The sequence below is a fragment of the Actinomadura sp. NTSP31 genome (assembly GCF_041951385.1).
Lineage (GTDB): Bacteria > Actinomycetota > Actinomycetes > Streptosporangiales > Streptosporangiaceae > Spirillospora > Spirillospora napierensis.
Window position 1 is genome coordinate 1 of record NZ_JBGNUT010000032.1, and the last position, 18,565, is coordinate 18,565.

18 protein-coding genes and 1 pseudogene are annotated in these 18,565 nt (G+C 73.0%); 18 read left to right on the top strand and 1 reads right to left on the bottom strand.

What is annotated here, in order from left to right; all coding sequences use genetic code 11:
* From ACA514_RS38415 to ACA514_RS38430, 4 genes and pseudogenes are all read left to right on the top strand, one after another.
* A pseudogene (locus tag ACA514_RS38415) lies at nucleotides 1-545 on the top strand (fibronectin type III domain-containing protein); the annotation flags it as partial.
* 104 nt (nucleotides 546-649) lie between these two features.
* Nucleotides 650-2,071: a DUF6801 domain-containing protein gene (locus ACA514_RS38420; protein WP_375046217.1), complete on the top strand. Its 1,422-nt coding sequence runs from the start codon at nucleotides 650-652 to the stop codon at nucleotides 2,069-2,071.
* Between the two features lie 11 nt (nucleotides 2,072-2,082).
* The gene (locus ACA514_RS38425; RefSeq protein ID WP_375046218.1) at nucleotides 2,083-3,357 is read left to right on the top strand and encodes a lipase family protein; all 1,275 of its coding nucleotides are present in this window, start codon (nucleotides 2,083-2,085) and stop codon (nucleotides 3,355-3,357) included.
* 70 nt (nucleotides 3,358-3,427) lie between these two features.
* Nucleotides 3,428-3,967, top strand: coding sequence for a hypothetical protein (locus tag ACA514_RS38430; protein ID WP_375046219.1), 540 nt, complete (start codon nucleotides 3,428-3,430; stop codon nucleotides 3,965-3,967).
* Between the two features lie 24 nt (nucleotides 3,968-3,991).
* On the opposite strand, the gene ACA514_RS38435 is transcribed toward ACA514_RS38430, so the two are convergent.
* Nucleotides 3,992-4,375: a hypothetical protein gene (locus tag ACA514_RS38435; RefSeq protein WP_375046220.1), complete on the bottom strand. Its 384-nt coding sequence runs from the start codon at nucleotides 4,373-4,375 to the stop codon at nucleotides 3,992-3,994.
* A gap of 329 nt (nucleotides 4,376-4,704) precedes the next feature.
* Between ACA514_RS38435 and ACA514_RS38440 the strand changes: the two genes are divergently transcribed.
* The 14 genes from ACA514_RS38440 (at nucleotide 4,705) to ACA514_RS38505 (ending at nucleotide 18,559) form a co-directional block, all read left to right on the top strand.
* Nucleotides 4,705-5,406, top strand: a complete 702-nt coding sequence (locus tag ACA514_RS38440) for an MlaE family ABC transporter permease (RefSeq protein ID WP_375046322.1) — start codon at nucleotides 4,705-4,707, stop codon at nucleotides 5,404-5,406.
* Between the two features lie 3 nt (nucleotides 5,407-5,409).
* Entirely contained in the window at nucleotides 5,410-6,246 is an 837-nt protein-coding gene (locus ACA514_RS38445; protein ID WP_375046221.1) for an ABC transporter permease, read from the top strand.
* Nucleotides 6,243-7,526, top strand: coding sequence for an MCE family protein (locus ACA514_RS38450; RefSeq protein ID WP_375046222.1), 1,284 nt, complete (start codon nucleotides 6,243-6,245; stop codon nucleotides 7,524-7,526). The genes ACA514_RS38445 and ACA514_RS38450 overlap by 4 nt, the downstream gene beginning before the upstream one ends.
* Complete coding sequence (locus ACA514_RS38455; RefSeq protein ID WP_375046223.1) at nucleotides 7,523-8,563, top strand: MCE family protein; 1,041 nt, start codon at nucleotides 7,523-7,525, stop codon at nucleotides 8,561-8,563. Before ACA514_RS38450 ends, ACA514_RS38455 begins: the two co-directional genes overlap by 4 nt.
* The gene (locus ACA514_RS38460; RefSeq protein WP_375046224.1) at nucleotides 8,560-9,582 is read left to right on the top strand and encodes an MCE family protein; all 1,023 of its coding nucleotides are present in this window, start codon (nucleotides 8,560-8,562) and stop codon (nucleotides 9,580-9,582) included. Before ACA514_RS38455 ends, ACA514_RS38460 begins: the two co-directional genes overlap by 4 nt.
* The gene (locus ACA514_RS38465; RefSeq protein ID WP_375046225.1) at nucleotides 9,582-10,604 is read left to right on the top strand and encodes an MCE family protein; all 1,023 of its coding nucleotides are present in this window, start codon (nucleotides 9,582-9,584) and stop codon (nucleotides 10,602-10,604) included. The genes ACA514_RS38460 and ACA514_RS38465 overlap by 1 nt, the downstream gene beginning before the upstream one ends.
* Entirely contained in the window at nucleotides 10,601-11,812 is a 1,212-nt protein-coding gene (locus ACA514_RS38470; protein WP_375046226.1) for an MlaD family protein, read from the top strand. The genes ACA514_RS38465 and ACA514_RS38470 overlap by 4 nt, the downstream gene beginning before the upstream one ends.
* A 4-nt stretch (nucleotides 11,813-11,816) precedes the next feature.
* The gene (locus ACA514_RS38475) at nucleotides 11,817-13,073 is read left to right on the top strand and encodes an MlaD family protein (protein WP_375046227.1); all 1,257 of its coding nucleotides are present in this window, start codon (nucleotides 11,817-11,819) and stop codon (nucleotides 13,071-13,073) included.
* Nucleotides 13,073-13,636, top strand: coding sequence for a hypothetical protein (locus ACA514_RS38480; protein WP_375046228.1), 564 nt, complete (start codon nucleotides 13,073-13,075; stop codon nucleotides 13,634-13,636). The genes ACA514_RS38475 and ACA514_RS38480 overlap by 1 nt, the downstream gene beginning before the upstream one ends.
* The gene (locus tag ACA514_RS38485) at nucleotides 13,633-14,139 is read left to right on the top strand and encodes a hypothetical protein (RefSeq protein WP_375046229.1); all 507 of its coding nucleotides are present in this window, start codon (nucleotides 13,633-13,635) and stop codon (nucleotides 14,137-14,139) included. Before ACA514_RS38480 ends, ACA514_RS38485 begins: the two co-directional genes overlap by 4 nt.
* A gap of 14 nt (nucleotides 14,140-14,153) precedes the next feature.
* The gene (locus ACA514_RS38490; RefSeq protein ID WP_375046230.1) at nucleotides 14,154-14,684 is read left to right on the top strand and encodes a nuclear transport factor 2 family protein; all 531 of its coding nucleotides are present in this window, start codon (nucleotides 14,154-14,156) and stop codon (nucleotides 14,682-14,684) included.
* Between the two features lie 14 nt (nucleotides 14,685-14,698).
* Nucleotides 14,699-15,253, top strand: a complete 555-nt coding sequence (locus ACA514_RS38495; protein ID WP_375046231.1) for a hypothetical protein — start codon at nucleotides 14,699-14,701, stop codon at nucleotides 15,251-15,253.
* Between the two features lie 231 nt (nucleotides 15,254-15,484).
* The gene (locus ACA514_RS38500) at nucleotides 15,485-16,693 is read left to right on the top strand and encodes a helix-turn-helix domain-containing protein (RefSeq protein ID WP_375046232.1); all 1,209 of its coding nucleotides are present in this window, start codon (nucleotides 15,485-15,487) and stop codon (nucleotides 16,691-16,693) included.
* 159 nt (nucleotides 16,694-16,852) lie between these two features.
* Nucleotides 16,853-18,559 carry a GMC oxidoreductase gene (locus ACA514_RS38505; RefSeq protein ID WP_375046233.1) on the top strand — a complete coding sequence of 569 codons (1,707 nt, stop codon included), beginning with the start codon at nucleotides 16,853-16,855 and terminating at the stop codon, nucleotides 18,557-18,559.
* Nucleotides 18,560-18,565 lie beyond the last annotated feature (6 nt).

Sequence of the window (18,565 nt, forward strand, 5' to 3'; positions counted from 1 at the left end):
CCCCCACCCCCACGCCTCCGGGTAACGGCGGCGAGCACTACGACTTCACGCTCGCCGGCGAGACCTTCGTGAAGGCGCCGAACGGGACGGCGCCGCTGAGCGGCACCGTGGGCGCGGACCTGAACCTGGACAGCGGCGCCGTCACCGCGGACCTGAAGCTGAACCCGACCAAGGGCAACTTCCAGATCCTCGGCTTCCTGCCGGTGACCTCGGACATCGCGCTCGTGAACCAGGGCCCGACGACCGGCCTCTACAAGGACGGGCAGCTGACCACCAACTCCAAGGTGATCACCAAGCTGTCGACGTTCAACGTCTTCGGCGCCATCCCGATCGGCGGCGGCGACAAGTGCCAGACGACCAAGCCGTCCGACATCACGCTGAAGTCGGCCGACGGGCAGTTCTTCGACCCGGGCGTCGGCGGCAAGATCAGCGGCACCTACGCGCTGTCGTCCATCGACAACTGCGGGCCGCTGACCGGCATCCTCAGCCTGTTCACCGCCGGTGACGGCAACACCATCGACCTGAACCTGACGCCGAAGTCCTGATCGGGGACGGCGGACGCAAGGTCGACGAAGGACGGCCCCCGCCGTACCGGGAGGTGCGGCGGGGGCCTTCCCCGCAAGGGGCGCGGAGCGCCGAGAGGTGGCAAGTGAGAACCAGGAACAGAGCCAGAAGGGCGGGAGCCGCCCTGGCCGCGGCCGTGGCGGCCGTGGCCGCCGCCGGCCTCGCCGGTGTCGCGGGCGCCGGTCCCGCGGCGGCCGGGCAGGTGACGCTGGGGCTGGACTACCACTGCACCTTCCCGCTGCTCGGCCCCGAGCCCGTGCACGTGGACCTCACCGCGGACGTCCCGTCCTCGGTCGAGGTCGGACAGCAGATGAACGGCTTCACGGTCGACTCGGTGTCGGCGGTGAACGCCGAGTCCGCCCGCGCCCTCGGCGCGCTGTACTCCGTCACCCTGGAGGGGAACGCGCTCGCGGACGCGACCCTGACCGTCCCCGAGGAGCCGGACGGCCTCCCCGTCCAGGTCGACTCCGCGCTCGACAAGACCGCGCTGCCCGCGTCCGGAGGGTTCACGGTGCGCGGGAAGGGGACGTCCCCCGACCTGACCTTCACCCAGGCCGGGCCCGGGAAGGTGACGGTCGGGAACCTCGTGCTGACCCTCACCCCGCGCACGGACGACGGCGGCCCCACCGGCCTCGGCACGTTCCAGTCCGAATGCACCCAGGACCCCGGCCAGAACAACGTCCTCGCCGGCTTCCAGATCACGCTTCCGGGCGCGCAGGGGCCGTCCAAGCCCGGCACGCCGGCGGTCACCGCCCACACCTCGACGAGCGTGACGCTCAAATGGGGCGCGTCCACCGAGACCGGCGGGACGGTCACCGGCTACGACGTCTACAGCAACGGCGCCGTCGTCGCGAGCTCCACCGGCACCACCGCCACCGTCCCGAACCTGACCCCCAAGACGAGCTACACCTTCACGGTCAAGGCCAAGGACGGCAAGGGCAACGTCTCGGACGCCAGCGACCCCGTCACCGTGACCACCGACGCGGCCGGCCCGTCGAGCCACGCCTACACGCTCAAGGGCACCACCACGATCAAGGCGTCGAACGGGACCGTGCCGCTGACCGGCTCCCTCAACACGCAGGTCGCCCCGGACACCGGCGCCGTCACCGGCGACCTCGCGCTCGACCCGGCCGACGCGGCCCTCCAGGCGTTCGGCTTCCTGCCGGTGACCGCGCACCTCACGTTCGCGAACCAGGGACCCACCACCGGCACCTACGCCGGCGGCGCGCTCAGCACGGACACCAAGGTGCTCGTGAAGGCGTCCTCGTTCACCGCGTTCGGCATCGTCCCGATCGGCGGCGGCGACCAGTGCCAGACCACCGCCCCGTCCGACCTGAAGCTCGCCTCCGCCGGGACGTTCGACCCGGTCAAGGGCGGCGCGCTCAAGGGCGGATACGACCTGGCGGCCCTGACCGGCTGCGGTCCCGTCACCGGCCTGCTCAGCCCGCTCGTCGCCGGGACCGGCAACACCGCCGACCTGGCGCTCACCCCGAAGTCCGGCAGCTAGGAGGCCAGGAGATGCCGAAGCACATCGCGCTCCCGCGCCGCGGCCGGGCGCTCCTCGCCCCCGCGGCCGCCGCCGTCGCGCTGGTCGCCGCGCTCGGGACGGCCCCCGCCGCCCCCGCGAGCGCCGCACCGGCCGCGCCCGCCGCGGCCGCGCCCGCGGCCGCGCCCGCGGCGACCGATCCCGGCCCGGCCGGCGACGCGTTCTACACCCCGCCGTCGCCGCTGCCCGCGGGCAAGCCCGGCGACGTCATCCGGGCCCGTCCCGCCAAGGCGGGCCCGCCCGCCGCGCGGGACCTCGCCAACGCCTGGCAGGTCATGTACCTGTCGACGGACGCGCTCGGCAAGCCCGCCGCGGTCACCGGGATGGTGCTGGTGCCGAAGAACGCCGACCCGGCCAAGGCGCCGATCGTCGGGTTCGGCCCCGGGACGAGCGGCCCCGCGTTCCGCTGCGCGCCGTCGAGGTTCATCGACCAGGGCGCCTTCTACGAGCAGTCCGCCGTCAACGAGATGCTCCAGGCCGGCTACGCCGTCGCCGAGACCGACTACCAGGGGTACCACGAGAACCCCACGACGACGTACGTGGTCAACTCGATGGGCTACGACCTGATCGACGCCGTCCGCGCCGCGCAGCGGCTGCCGGAGTCGGGCCTGTCCGCGTCCGCGCAGGTCGCGTTCCGCGGCTACTCGCAGGGCGGCGCCGCCGCGATGTGGGCGGGCCAGAAGCAGCCGGGCTACGCGCCGGAGTTGAAGCTCGCCGGCGTCGTCGGCGGCGGGGTGCCGTCCGACCTCGCGGCGGTGGGTGCCCCGCTGGAGGGCGCGAAGCCGTTCGGGTTCCTCCTGTACTCGATGGTCGGCATGGACAACGCCTACCCGGAGCTGAAGCTCGCCTCGTACGCCAACGACGCCGGGAAGGCGATGCTGGCCGATTTCCAGGGCAACGTCTGCACGCTGGAACTGCTGCTGGACTACCAGGGCAAGACCGTCCCGGACTACTTCACCTCCAGCCCCTACGGGAACGAGGACTGGCTGGCGCGGGTCGCGGAGAACACGCTCGGCGCCGACCCCGTCAAGGTCCCGGTGTTCCAGTACCACTCCACCGCCGACGAGATCGTCGCCTTCGGCCAGGCCAAGGAACTGCGCGACAACTACTGCAGGCTCGGCGTCCAGGAGACGTGGAAGACCTGGGACAAGGTCAGCCATATCACGCTCGTCTACCGCGGCGACCAGGACGCGATGGCATTTCTCGCCGACCGGTTCGCCGGAAAGCCGGCGACCTCCAACTGCTGACCGCGGTCCCATCGGGGAATTCATCGGCCGGTCTCAGCTCGGCACCGGCGCAGTCGAGAAGGAGAAGGAAATGGTTCGGCGATTGATCGCCGGAGCGGTGCTGGCCGGTACGGCCGCCTGCTCCGTGGCCGGATGCGGCTCGGACGGCAAGAAGGACCAGGCCGGTCCCGAGGTGGCCTGGGCCGGGAACGTCTGCACCGCGATGGCCAGGACGAGCGCGCTGTCGGTGCCGAAGCTGAACTCGGCGGACGTGCTGACGGACAAGCGGTCCCTGACGAAGCTCCTCGACGGCATCGGCAAGCGGATGGGGACGCTGGAGATGAACCTCCAGGGCGTGGGGGCGCCGCCGGTGCCGAACGGCAAGCAGCTGTTCACGACGGCCATGGGCAACCTCACCCGGACCCACTCGTCGGTCAGCACCGCCTCCAAGCGGCTCCAGCGGGCGAAGGTCACCGACAAGAAGTCGCTGCAGACCGCGGTGAAGCAGGTCGGCACCGTGTTCGCGCAGTACAACACCTACCAGGGGCCGCAGCAGGACTTCCGCAGGGACCCCAAGCTGAACGCCGCGTTCGCCAAGGCCCCCGCCTGCCAGACCACCAAGCCGGGCTGACCCGTGCGGCGGGGACCCTGGAGGTCACTTCGCGCCGGCGGACTTCATGCAGGCGAGGAGCGCGGCCTGCATCTTGGTGTCGCCCGGGCTGGACGTGGGCTGCCAGTGGCTCACGTCGTCGGGCACCTTGACGCCGTGCGCGCGCATGCAGGCCACGAAGTCGTTGACGACCTTGGTCGGCGCGGAGGAGACCTGCGGGGCGCCGGGGGACGCGGCCGATCCGCCGGTGCCGCCGCCTCCGCCGCCGGACCCGCCGCCGGGGCTGGACGGGAAGGTGATGCCCGAGCTCGCCTCCGGGGCCGGCCCGGACGGGGAGGGCGAGGCGCTCTTGCCGTCGCCACCGCCGCCGCAGGCGGTGAGGGAGAGCGCCGGCGCGAGCAGCAGGACTGCGAGGCGACGTCGGTTCACTTCGGTTCCTTCCCGCGGGGTGGGGCCCTGACGATAGCCGGTTCCGCGCCGTTCGCGCGCCCTCTCCGGGCGGCCGGTGAACGTGTTGCCCGGCGCCAAATAAATACCGGTGATCATCGAGAACATGTCAGTTCGGGATAGAAAGGCACCGGCCAAAGGATTTTCGTCCCCCGAGTTCTTGCGAACCGAATTTACCCGCCAGTAGTTTTCCTCGGACCCTGCGAAACGCGAAAGGAGGCCCGGCCGTGGCGGTACCGGTCATCGAATTCCCGCTGGGCGCGCTGCGCCAGGCGGGGCGGCTGTTCGCGCTCGGCGCCACCGTGCTCGGCATGGCGTTCCGCCGGCCGTTCCAGTTCCGCGAGTTCGTCGAGCAGTTCTGGTTCATCGCCAGCGTGACGATCCTGCCGACCGCGCTGGTGTCCATCCCGTTCGGCGCGGTGACCTCGCTGCAGGTCGGCTCGCTCACCCAGCAGTTCGGCGCGCAGTCGTTCACCGGCGCGGCCAGCGTGCTGGTGGTGATCCAGCAGGCCAGCCCGATGATCGTGGCGCTGCTGGTGTCCGGGGTGGCGGGCTCGACGATCTGCGCGGACATCGGCGCCCGGACGATCCGCGAGGAGCTGGACGCGATGGAGGTGCTCGGCGTCTCGCCGGTCCAGCGCCTCGTCGTGCCCCGCGTGCTCGCGTGCGTCGCCGTCGCGCTGCTGCTGAACGGGCTGGTCTCGGTCGTCGGCGTCGCGGGCGGCTACTACTTCAACGTCATGATGCAGGGCGGCACGCCCGGCGCGTACGTGGCGAGCTTCTCCGCCCTGGCGCAGCTCCCCGACATCTACGTGGGCGAGGCGAAGGCGCTGCTGTTCGGGTTCGTCGCGGGCGTCGTCGCCGCGTACCGGGGGCTGAACCCGAAGGGCGGGCCGAAGGGCGTCGGCGACGTCGTCAACCAGTCCGTCGTCATCACGTTCCTGCTGCTGTTCCTGATGAACCTCGTGATCACCGGGATCTACCTGCAGGTCGTCCCGCCGAAGGGAGGCTGAGCGATGAGCCTGCTGACGGCGGTACGCGGCGGCCCGAACCGGTGGTTCGCGTGGCTCGACCAGCCCGGTGACCAGGGCACCTTCTACGTCAAGGCGCTCCTGTGGACGCCGCGCGCCCTGCACCGCTACCGCAAGGAGGTGCAGCGGCTGCTGTCGGAGGTCGCCTTCGGCAGCGGCGGTCTCGGCGTGGTCGGCGGGACGATCGGCGTGATGGTCGCGATGACCCTCGCGACCGGCGTCGTCGTCGGCATGCAGGGCTACTCCGCGCTCCAGCAGATCGGCACGTCGGCGTTCACCGGGTTCGCGTCCGCCTACATCAACACGCGGGAGATCGCGCCGGTGGTGTCGGGCCTCGCCCTGTCGGCGACGGTCGGCGCCGGGTTCACCGCGCAGCTCGGCGCGATGCGGATCAGCGACGAGGTCGACGCCCTGGAGGTCATGGGCATCCCGAGCCTGCCGTACCTGGTGACGACCCGGATCATCGCCGGCGCGGTCGCGATCGTCCCGCTGTACGCGATCGGGCTGATGTGCGCGTACCTGGCGTCCCGCGAGGTCACGGTGAAGGTGAACGGGCAGTCGGCGGGCACCTACGACCACTACTTCGGGCTGTTCCTGTCGCCGGCGGACGTGGTGCTGTCGTTCCTGAAGGTGCTGGTCTTCAGCGTCCTGGTGATCCTGTCGCACTGCTACTACGGCTACCGCGCGGCCGGCGGCCCCGCGGGGGTGGGGAAGGCCGTCGGCCGCGCGGTCCGCACGTCGATCGTGCTGATCAGCGTGAGCGACTTCTTCTTCAGCCTCGCGGTCTGGGGCACCAACACGACGGTGAAGGTCGCCGGATGAGCGCCCGGCGGGAGGCCCGCGGGCGGCGGGCGGGGCGCGAGCGGGTCGCCGCGCGGCGGCTGGCCGGGGTGGCGTTCCTGCTGGTGCCCGCGCTGCTGGTCTGGCTCTCGATCGCGATCTACGACAAGGCGTTCACCAGGGCGAGCTGGGTGACGCTGAAGACGGCGAGCGCGGGCAGCGAGATGCACCCGCACGCGGACGTGAAGCTGCGCGGCGTCGTGGTCGGCGAGGTGCGGACGGTGTCGTCCAACGGCGGCGTCGCGACGCTGAAGCTGGCGATCCAGCCGGACAAGGTGAAGCTGCTGCCGCGCAACGTCACGGCCCAGCTGCTGCCGACGACGCTGTTCGGGCAGCGGTTCGTCGCGCTGATCCCGCCGGCGCAGCCGAGCCCGGCGCGGCTGACGGCGGGGAGCACGATCGGCCAGGACCGCTCGTCCAACGCGATCGAGCTGCAGCGGGTGATGGACAACCTGTATCCGCTGCTCACCGCCGTGCAGCCGGCGCAGCTGTCGGCGACGCTGACCGCGGTGTCGCAGGCGCTGAGCGGGCGCGGCGAGCAGCTCGGCGACACCCTCGTCGAGCTGGACGGCTACCTCAAGAAGATCAACCCGAGCCTGCCCGCGCTGAACCGGGACATCCGGGAGCTCGTCGCGGTCAGCAACGACTACGCCGAGGCGACGCCCGACATCCTCCAGGCGCTCAACGACTTCGGCTACACGACGCGCTCGATCGTCCAGCAGCGCACCGAGCTGAGCCGGCTGTACGAGACCGTCACCGGCGCCTCGCAGGACATGTCCGACTTCCTTCACGAGAACTCGGCCAACTTCATCGCGCTCGCGGCCGACAGCCGCGCGTCGCTCCAGGTCCTGCAGAAGTACTCGCCGGAACTGCCCTGCACGCTGCGGATGCTGAACGACTTCATCCCGCTGATGGACAAGGTCCTCGGCAAGGGCACGGACCGTCCGGGCCTGCACGTCGACGTGACGACCGTCCGGAACAAGGGCCGGTACGTCCCCGGCAAGGACGCGCCCCGCTACACCGACCGGAGCGGGCCGCACTGCTACCCGGCCGGCGCCGCGGCGAAGTCCGCGCCGCCGAACGCGGCCACGCCGGTCGCGGTGGCGCCCGGCGCGCTCGGCCTGCCGAACTCCCCGGAGGAGAACCGGCTGGTCAACGAGCTGCTCGCGGCCGGCCTCCAGGAGGTGCCCGAGGACCTGCCCGACTGGAGCAGCGTGCTGCTCGGCCCCGTCTACCGCGGCACGGAGGTGAGGCTCAAGTGAACCGGAGGGGACTGGCCGGGCCGCTGGTGAAGTCGCTGGTGTTCGTCGTGGTGACGGTCGTCGCGACGGCGCTGCTGGCGCTCAGCATCACGCAGACCGGGGGCGGCGGGACCGTCACCTACAAGGCGCGGTTCACCGACGCGTCCGGGCTGCGCGACGGCGACGGCGTGCGGATCGCGGGCGTCGAGGTCGGCCGGGTCGCCGGGATCAGGGTCGCCGGCCGCCGGCAGGCGCTGGTGACGTTCACCGTCGGGCGCGGGCACCGGCTGCCCGCCGCGTCCACCGCGACGATCAAGTACCTGAACCTGATCGGGCAGCGGTACGTCGAGATCGGCCGCGGGACGGGCGGCACCGGCACGCTGCGGCCGGGCGCGACGATCCCGGTCGAGCGGACGGCCCCGGCGCTGAACCTGACGCAGCTGTTCAACGGCTTCCAGCCGCTGTTCCAGGCGCTGTCGCCGAAGGACGTCAACCAGCTCGCCGGGTCGATCGTCCAGGTGCTCCAGGGCGAGGGCGGCACGGTCGAGGACCTGCTGTCCACGGTCGGGACCCTGACCCGCGGCATCGCCGACAAGGACCAGGTCATCGGGCAGGTCATCGACAACCTCAACACCGTGCTCGACACGGTCAACGGGCGCGGCGACAACCTGTCGAGCCTGATCGCGACGCTGCGGCGGCTCGTGTCGGGCCTCGCGGGCGACCGGACGTCCATCGGGAACGCGATCAGCGCGCTGGACGACCTCGCCGGGGTCACCACCGGCCTCCTCCAGGAGGGCCGCGCGCCGCTCAAGCAGGACATCGCGCAGCTCGGGCGGCTGTCCGCCAACCTCAACGACGACTCCCCGACGATCGACCGGTTCCTGCGGACGCTGCCGGTGAAGATGGCGGCGATCGGCCGGATCGGCTCGTACGGGTCGTGGATGAACTTCTACATGTGCGAGGCGTCCGTGACCGGGGTGACCTACAAGCAGTACCCGGGCGAGACCCACCCGGCGCCGACCGGCGTGCACTCGGACGCGGCGAGGTGCGGGTCATGAGGCGGCCGCGGCTGAAGCCCGTCCGGGAGCGCAACCCGGTCCTCGTCGCGATCGTGTCGATCACGCTCATCGTCGCGGGCGGGCTGGCGGCGTTCAACGCCAGGAACCTGCCGGTGATCGGCGGCGGCACCCGCTACACCGCCGACTTCGGCGAGGCGGCCGGGCTGCGGTCCGGCAACGAGGTGCGGGTCGCGGGCGTGAAGGTCGGCGAGGTCACCGGCGTCCGGCTGGACGGCGCGAAGGTCGCGGTGTCGTTCCGGGTGAAGGGCGCCTGGGTCGGCGACGCCAGCACCGTCGCGATCGCGATCAAGACGCTGCTCGGCGACAAGTACCTCGCGGTCGACCCGCTCGGCCCGCGCCGGCAGGACCCGGGGGACACCATCCCGCTCGACCGGACGACGTCGCCCTACGACGTGACGCAGGCGTTCCAGGACCTCGCCACGACGACCGGGCAGCTCGACTCGGCGAAGCTCGCGCAGAGCCTCGACGCGATCTCCGGCGCGTTCGCGCACACCGCGCCGAGCGTCCGGCAGGCACTGACCGGCGTGTCCGCGCTGTCGAAGACGATCTCGTCGCGGGACTCGCAGCTGTCCCGGCTGCTCGCCAACACCCGGCAGATCACCGGGACGGTGTCCGACCACACGCAGGACGTCCAGGCGCTGCTGCGCGACGGGAACCTGCTGCTCACCGAGATCGGCCGGCGCCGCGAGGCGATCCACGGGCTGCTCGTCGGCACGCAGTCGCTGTCGCAGCAGATCACCGGGCTCGTCGACGACAACCAGGAGCAGCTCGACCCGACGCTGCGCGCGCTCGGCCGCGTCACCGACCTGCTCCAGAAGAACCAGGACAACCTGGACCGCGCGCTGAGGACGGCCGGCCCGTACACGCGGCTGCTCGGCAACACGATGGGCAACGGCCGCTGGATGGACGGGTACCTGTGCGGGCTCGTCCCGAAGGAGTACGCGCCGAAGACCACACCGGACAAGGGCTGCATGCCGCCCGAGAAGGGCGGGCACTGATGCTGCGCAAGCTGGCCGGTCCGGCGTCGCTGGTGGCCGCCGGGCTCGCCGTCATCGCCGCGGCCGCCGTCGCGTTCGTCGTGCTGCGCCCGCCGGCGGGCACCCGGGTCACCGTCTACTTCCACGACGCCGTCGGCGTCTACAAGGGCTCGGACGTGCGGGTCCTCGGCGTGAAGGTCGGCACGGTCAACTCCGTCCGGGCGCAGGGGACGCAGGTCAGGGCGGTGATGACGGTCGACCACGGGATCGTCGTCCCGGCGGACGCGAAGGCCGTCGCGATCGCGCCGAGCCTGGTCGCGGACCGGTACGTCCAGCTCACCCCCGCCTACACCGGCGGCCCGAAGATGGCGAGCGGCGCGACGATCCCCGCCGAGCGGACGGCGACGCCCGTCGAGCTCGACCAGATCTACGACAGCGTCCGGAAGCTGTCGGACGAGCTCGGCCCGAACGGCGTGAACAAGGACGGCGCGCTCTCCCGCGTCCTCGGCACCGGCGCCGAGAACCTCCAGGGCAACGGCCGGGACATCCGCACCACCACCGAGCGGATGGCGCAGGCCGCCAAGACCCTGTCGGGCTCGCAGAAGGACCTGTTCGCGACGATCTCCAACCTGTCGACGTTCACCACGATGCTGAAGACGAACGACGGGCAGGTCCGGCAGGCCGAGCGGCAGCTCGCGGACGTGTCCGGGTTCCTCGCCGACGACCGGCACGAACTGGACGCGGCGCTGAAGGAGCTGGCCGCCGCGCTCGCCAGGGTCAAGGTGTTCATCCACGACAACCGCGAGCAGATCAGCACGAACGTGCGGAAGCTCTCGAAGATCACGCAGCTGCTCGCCGACCAGCGGCGGTCGCTGGCCGAGGCGCTGGACGTCCAGCCGCTGAACGTCACCAACGTCCTGAACGCCTACGACCCGAGGAGCCGGACGCTGATGGGCCGCGGCGACCTCGACGAGATGAGCCTGCCGCTGCCGGCGGCCGGCCGGGCCGCGCCCGCGGGCGGTGCGGGGAAGGGGGCGCCATGAGCCGCGCGCACCTGCGGCGCGTCCGGAACGCGGCACCGGCCGCCGCGCTCGCCGTGCTCGCCGCGGCGACGCTCGGCGGCTGCGGCCCCGCCGGCGCGCTGGGCGGCTTCTCCGGCGTCCAGGACCTGCCGCTGCCCGGCGGCGCCGACCTCGGCGACCACCCGTACACGGTGAAGGCGCAGTTCGCGAACGTGCTGAACCTCGTCCCGCAGTCGGCGGTGAAGGTCAACGACGTCGCGGTCGGGCGGGTGGTGAAGGTGTCGCTGCCGGCCGGCGGCTGGACCGCCGAGGTCACCATGAAGATCAACGGCGACGTCCGGCTGCCCGCGGACGCCGCCGCGCAGCTGGAGCAGTCGAGCCTGCTGGGCGAGAAGTTCGTCCAGCTCAGCGCAGCACCGCGAGACACCGGGCTCCCGGCTGGCCCCGCCGCGCCGGGCGGTGCCGCGCCGGGCGGGCCCGCGCCGTCCGCGAGCCCGGGAAGGCTCGCGGACGGCGCGGTGATCCCGGTGTCGCGCACCAACCGCAACCCGGAGGTCGAGGAGGTGTTCGGCGCGCTGTCGCTGCTGCTCAACGGCGGCGGGATCGCGCAGCTGCGCACCATCACCACCGAGATGAACAAGGCCCTCGACGGCAACGAGCCGCGGATCCGCTCGCTGCTGGAGCAGGCGCGCAGGCTCGTCGGCGACCTCGACGCCAACCGGAAGGGCATCACCGACGCGCTGGACGGCGTCAACCGGCTGTCGGCGACCCTGCGCGCCCGCCAGGGGCAGATCGGCGTCGCGCTCGACGACCTCGAACCCGGCCTGAAGGTGCTGGAGGAGCAGCGCGGCGCGCTCGTGCGGATGCTGAACTCGCTGAACGACCTGTCCGGCGTCGCCGTGACGACCGTCCGGCGGAGCCAGGACGACCTCGTCGCCGACCTGAAGGCGCTGGAACCGACGCTGCGCAAGCTGTCGGACGCCGGGCACGACCTGCCGAACGCGCTGCAGGTGCTGCTCACCTACCCGTTCACCGACGCGGTCCTGCCCGCGATCAAGGGCGACTACCTGAACGTCTATCTCCAGGTCACCGCGCAGCCGGGGACGCAGATCGTGCCGCCGATCGCGCCGCTGCCCACGGCCGGGGACGGCAAGCCGAGCGGCTCGGCGGGCGGCGGCCCGGCAGGCGGCGGTTCGGCGGGCGGCGGTTCGACGGGGCAAGGGGGCTGACCGGATGCTGACCATCGGCACCAGGATCAAGAACGTCGTCTTCCTGATCGTCGGCGCGCTCGCGATGTGCTACGTCGGCCTGAACTACGCCGACCTCGGCGGATACGTCGGGCTGCAGAACTACTACGTCGTCAAGGTCGACCTGCCCGAGGCGGGCGGGCTGGCGAAGAACGCCGACGTCACCTACCGCGGCACGTCGGTCGGACGCGTCGGGGGCCTGGAGCTCACCGGCGACGGCGTCATCGCCGACCTGCGGATCCGCAAGTCGGCGCCGAAGGTGCCGCGCGACACCCGGGCCGTCGTGGCGAACCGGTCGGCGATCGGTGAGCAGTACCTCGACCTGCGGCCCCGCACCGCCGCCGGGCCCTACCTCGCCGCCGGCTCGGTCATCCCGCGCTCCTCGGCCACCACCCCCGCGCCCGTCACCGACCTGCTGACCAGCGTGAACAACCTCGCGGCGTCCGTCCCGACCGGCTCGCTGCGGACGGTCGTCGCCGAACTCGGCACGGCCTTCGCCGGCGAGGGCCCGAACCTCCAGGTCCTGCTGGACAACAGCCACACCCTCACCGAGGCCGCCGACCGCAACATCGAACCGACCCGCTCGCTCATCGGCGACGGCCAGACCGTCCTGCGCACCCAGGACGAGGAGTCCGGCGCCCTCCAGGCGTTCGGGCGGAACGCCCGGCTGCTGTCGCAGCAGCTGCGCGCGTCCGACCCGGCGTTCCGCAAGCTGGTGTCGACGGCGCCCGGCGCGGCCGGCGAGCTCCAGGGCCTCGTCCGCGACCTCGACCCGTCGATGAGCGTCCTCGTCGCGAACCTGCTGACCACCTCCCGCGTCCTCCAGCCGAGGACGGACGGCCTCGAACAGCTCCTCGCCAAGCTCCCCGACGCCGTGTCCATGGGCCTGACCGTCGCGCGGAACGGCCGCCTCAGCTTCGGGATGGTCAACACCTTCTTCAACCCGCTGCCCTGCACGTCCGGATACGGCGGGACGGAGTACCGCAACGGGCTCGACACGTCCGCCGGGCCAGCCCTCAACACGGCGGCCCGCTGCACGGCCCCCGCGTCCAGCGGCGTCAACGTGCGCGGTGCGGCGAACGCGCCGCACCGGCCCGTCCCGGCGGCGGTGCGCCCCGGCTCGGTGCTCGGCGGCGGGACGGCGGCGTCGGCGTCCGCCCTGCCGGGGGCGCTGGCCCTGCCGGGCGTGGCGCCGGGACCGTCGGGGATGAGCGCGCTGCTCGGCCTCCAGGGAGGGCACTGATGGCCACCACCGCGAAGGCCGAGGCGCCGCCGCGGCCCCGCACGAAACGGCGGCCCCTGCTCGCCGGGTGGGGCCTGATCGGCTGGACCGCGGTCCTCGCCGCCGCGGCCTTCCTCGGCTGGACGGCCTGGACCCTCCTCCACGGCGGCACCGGCCACGAGAGCGGACCCGAACGCGAACGCGGCATCGTCCTGCGCAGCGGCGAGCGGGAGATCGCCGCGCTCAACACCATGGACCGCGCCGACCCGTCCGGCGGGCTCAAGGCATGGCTGGACGCCTCCACCGGCCCCCTGCGCGACCAGCTCCAGCGCGACGAACCGCAGAACCGCGCCAAGATCGGCACGTCGCGGACCAGCGCGTCCGCGACCGTCACCGGCGCCGCCGTCACCTCCCTCGACACCGCCGCCGGCAAGGCCCGGATCATCGCGTCGGTGCGGGTCGAGCTCACGCCGCAGGGCGGCGCGCCCACCCTCCAGCGCAAGCGCTTCGAGGCCGGCGTCGTCCGGACCGCGTCCGGCTGGAAGCTCGAATCGCTCACCTCGATCCCGGCCGGTGCCCGATGAGCCGCCTCCTCGCCCTCTCCAAGCCGCTCGGGATCGCGTTCGGGCTCGTCCTCGCCGCGCTGCTCCTGCACCCCCTCGCCGGCCGGCTCCGCGACGACGACGCCCCGCACGACCGGGCCGTCCTCGACGGCGTCGCCACCACCAACGTCACCGGCGACGTGTCCACCGCGCTGAGCCGCATCTTCAGCTACACGCCCGCCGACGTGGACGCCGCGCAGCGCGCCGCGTCCGAGGTGCTCACCGGCTCCGCCGCAGCGCAGTACGAGCAGATCTTCGGCCAGGTGCGGCGGCAGGCGCCCGCGCAGCGCGTCACCCTGGCCACCCGCGTCGTCCGCGCCGGCGTCGTCTCCCTGGTCGGCGACACCGCGCGGCTCCTGGTGTTCCTCGACCAGACCGCGACCCGCGCCGGCAGGCCCGACGGCACCCCCGCCGCCGCCCAGCTCACCGTCACCGCGCACCGCGACGGCGGCCACTGGCGCATCACCGAGCTGAAGTCGGCGTGACCGGGAGGCCCGCGATGCCCCAGCCCGAAACCGCAGACCGGAACGACACCGTCCGGCGGACGGCCGCCTGCCTCGCCGTCCTCGCCGCGCTCTTCGCCGCCTGGGCCGGCTGGAACTGGTACTCCGCCGCCCACGACGGCGCCTACGCCTACTCCCGGACCCGCGACGACGTCCTGCAGAGCGCCGAGCAGGGCGTCCAGAACCTCAACACCCTCGACTACCGCGCCGTCGACGCGGGACTCAGGAGCTGGCTGGACTCCACCACCGGCGACCTCCACCAGCAGATCGCCCAGGGCCGCGCCGCCTTCACCGGCCAGGTCCGCAAGGCCCGCACCGTCACCACGGCCAGGATCCTGGACGCCGCCGTCTCCGAACTGGACGAGCGGTCCGGCAAGGCGAGCGTGCTGGTCGCCGTCGAGACCACCGTCACCCCGCCGGACGGCCCCCCCGTCACCAAGCAGAACCGGCTGGAGGCCCGGCTCGCCCGCAGCGGCGGCGGCTGGCGGCTCAGCGACCTCGGCCAGGCCCCGACGGGCACGACGTGAGAGGACGGCCCGCCATGGCCGCGCAGACCACCCGCATCGTCGGCGGCGCCCGCTGGAAGGCCGCCGCCGCCTCGCCTCCCGTCCTCGGCCTGCTCGCCGTGCTGCTCGCCGCGTCCGGGATCTGGATGCACCGGCAGGCGGACGGCGTCCGCGCCGACCCGGCCGTCCGGAACACCGCCCTCACCGACAGCGCCGCCACCAGCCAGGTCAAGGGCGCCGTGGCCGACATGGTCGGCGCGCTGTTCTCCTACGACTACAACGACCCCGGCCGCACCGACGCCGCCGCCCGCACCGACCTCTCCGGGGACGCCGTCCGCCGGTACGCGGCGCTGATGGGCAAGGTCCGCACCGACGCGCCGCGGGAGAAGACCGTCCTGAGTACCAAGGTCACCGACAGCGCCGTCATCACCCTCCGAGACGGCCGCGCCCGGCTCCTCGTCTACGCCGACCAGCAGACGACCCGCACCAGCGACGGCAAGAGCACCACGTCCCCCGCCATGCTCGCCGTCACCGTCGCCCGCCATTCCGGTCACTGGCGGATCACCGGCCTGAACACGTTCCAATCCTGAAAGGCCGCCGCCCGCGCGACGGCTCCGGCCTGCCGGGGGCACGGTCACCGCCGTTTCCGTCGGATTTTCCAGAATGGTGAAATGGAAATGCCGTGCGACCTGCGGTTTTATCAGTCGACTCCAAGAAATACCGCTGAACGGTTTATTTCAGCGACAATCGGAATCGGGTCCCCATCCGGGATCCTGGGGAGCGCCGCCGGACCGGCGGACCTGGGACAGGGGGATCGACGCGTGGTGCGAACAGGGTTGGACGGGCGGGTCTTCGAGGCCGTCCCGGCGTGGGTGGCGCGGCGGCTGCGGCCGCACGTGGACCGGGCGGCCGACGAGGTGCTGAACGAGCTGCGGCACGGCGACCCGCCGCTGGGCGAGGAGGAGGCCGGCCGGGCGCGCGCCGGGATCGCCGCCGGGATCCGGCACTTCTGCGACCTCGTCGAGGACCCCGGCGCGGGCTGGGACCGGGTGGCGGCGTTCTACCTGCGGGTCGGTCGGCACCAGGCGCGCGACGGCCGCGACCCGGTGGAGACCCAGCAGGCGCTGCGGCGCTCCGCGCTGGCCGCGTGGCGGACGCTCGCGTCCGCGCCGGGCGGGCTCGAACTCGACGTCGGCGCGCTCAGCCTCGTCGTGGACGCCCAGTTCTGCTACATGGAGGCGGTGTCGGAGATGATCGCCGCCGGGTACGCGGCGGAGGTCGCCGCGCGCGCCGGCGGGGCCGACGACCTCGCCGCGCGCCGCCGCCGGGCCCGGCTGCTGCACCTGCTGCTCGCCGAGCCGCCGGCGGACGCCGCGCGGATCGCGGCGCTGGCGGCCGAGGCCCGCTGGCCGCTGCCGCGGACGGTGGCGGTCGCGGTGGCGCGGCAGCGCCGCGAGGACGCCGGCCGGGCGCCCGCCGCCGTCGCCGGCGGCCTGCTGTGCGACTTCGCGGCGCCCGAGCCGTGCCTGCTCGTCCCCGACCCGGACGGCTCCGGACGGGCCGGCCTGCCGGACGCCCTGCTGCGCGACTGGTCGGTCGCGATCGGGCCCGCGGTCCCGCTCGCGCGCGCGGCGGACTCGCTGCGGTGGGCGCGCGAGACCCTCGCGCTGGCGGCGCGCGGGGTGATCCCGGACGGCGGGCTGATCCGCAGCGCCGAGCACGTCCCCGCGCTGGTGATCTCCCGGGCCGGGGAGCTGATCGACGACGCCGCCGCGACCCGGCTGGCGCCGCTCAGCGCCGTCCCGCCGGCCCGCCGGGAACGGCTCGCGGAGACGCTGCTGGCGCTGCTGGAGCACAACTTCAACGCGGCCGACGCGAGCCGCCGATTGCGCGTCCACCCGCAGACCGTCCGGTACCGGCTGCGCCATCTGCAGGACCTCTTCGGGGACGACCTGCGCGACCCGCGGCGCTGCCTGGAGATGGAGCTGATCCTGCACGCCCGGCTCGCCGGCCGCGGCACGGCCCGTTGAACCGGGCGATGTGACGCTTCGACGCGCGATCGCACGACTTTTTGTCAATCCTGTGACAATCGGACCGCCGAATCGTTGCGCGGCGTGCATGGTGCGCGACGGAGCGCGGCGCCATAGTCGGGGACCGCATGCTCGGCCGTCCAGTGAGGTGGTGCTCCGATGTCCGGTGACGCGTACGACGTCGATGTGATCGTCGTCGGGTCCGGGTTCGGCGGCAGCGTGTCGGCGCTGCGGCTGGCCGAGAAGGGCTACCGCGTCGCCGTCCTGGAGGCGGGCCGCCGCTTCGACGAGCGGACGCTGCCGAAGACGTCCTGGCGGCTGCGCAAGTACATGTGGGCGCCGCGGCTCGGGATGCGCGGCATCCAGCGCATCCACCTCGTCGGCGGCAAGGCCGGGGTGCTGGTGCTCGCGGGCGCCGGCGTCGGCGGCGGGTCGCTGGTGTACGCCAACACCCTGTACGTGCCGCCGGAGCCGTTCTTCAAGGACCGGCAGTGGGGCCACATCACCGACTGGCAGGACGAGCTGAAGCCGTTCTACGCGCAGGCGCAGAAGATGCTGGGCGTGACCGTCAACCCGCTCGTCACCCCGGCGGACGAGGCGATGAAGCGCGTCGCCGACCGGATGGGCGTGGGCGACACCTACCATCCGACGCCCGTCGGCGTGTACTTCGGCGACAGGCCGGGCGAGGACCACGACGACCCGTTCTTCGGCGGCGCCGGCCCCCGCCGGACGACGTGCACCGCGTGCGGCTCCTGCATGATCGGCTGCCGCGTCGGCGCGAAGAACATGCTGACGAAGAACTACCTCTACCTGGCCGAGCAGGCCGGCGTGGAGGTGCTGCCCGACACGACCGTCACGGCGGTGTCGCCGCTGGACGGCGGCGGCTACACCGTCGAGACGGAGCACACCGGGCCGCTGCGCAAGCGGCGCCGCACGCTGACCGCCGAGCACGTCGTCTTCGCCGCCGGGACCTACGGCACGCAGCGGCTCCTGCACCGGATGCGCGCCACCGGCCGCCTCCCGCACCTGTCGCCCCGCCTCGGCGAGCTGACCCGCACCAACTCAGAGGCGCTCCTCGGCGTCGAGCGCATGACGGTGTGGCACCGCAAGAAGGACGTCGACCACAGCACCGGCCTCGCCATCACCTCGTCCTTCCACCCCGACGACAAGACCCACATCGAGCCGACCCGCTACGGCGCCGGCAACAACCTGATGGGCTTCATCCGGACGCTGCTCATCGACGGCGGCGGCCCTCCCCGCTGGCTGAAGTTCCTCGGGCAGGCCGCCCGGCACCCCACCGTCATCCTGCGCGGCCTGTCGCTGAAGGACTGGGCGAAGCGGACCGTGATCGCGCTCGTCATGCAGACCGCCGACAACTCCATCACGATCAGCGAGAAGCGCGGGCGGCTCGGCCGCCGCCGGCTGTCGGCCGGGCTGGGCGAGGGCGAGCCGAACCCGACCTGGATCCCGATCGCGCACCGGGCCGTCCGGATTCTGGCCGACGAGCTGGACGCCACCCCCGGCGGGACCTGGTTCGACCTGTTCAACATCCCGACCACCGCGCACTTCATCGGCGGCTGCGTCATCGGCGAGACGCCCGAGACCGGCGTCGTCGACCCCTACCACCGCGTCCACGGCCACCCCGGCCTGCACATCGTGGACGGCTCGGCGGTCACCGCGAACCTCGGCGTCAACCCGTCCCTCACCATCACGGCGCAGGCCGAGCGGGCGATGGCGTTCTGGCCGAACCGCGGCGAGAAGGACCCGCGCCCCGAGCCCGGCGCCCCCTACCGGCGCGTCGAACGCGTCGCCCCGCGGTCCCCGGCCGTCCCCGAGGGCGCACCCGCCGCCCTCCCGCTCGTCTGAGCCGGG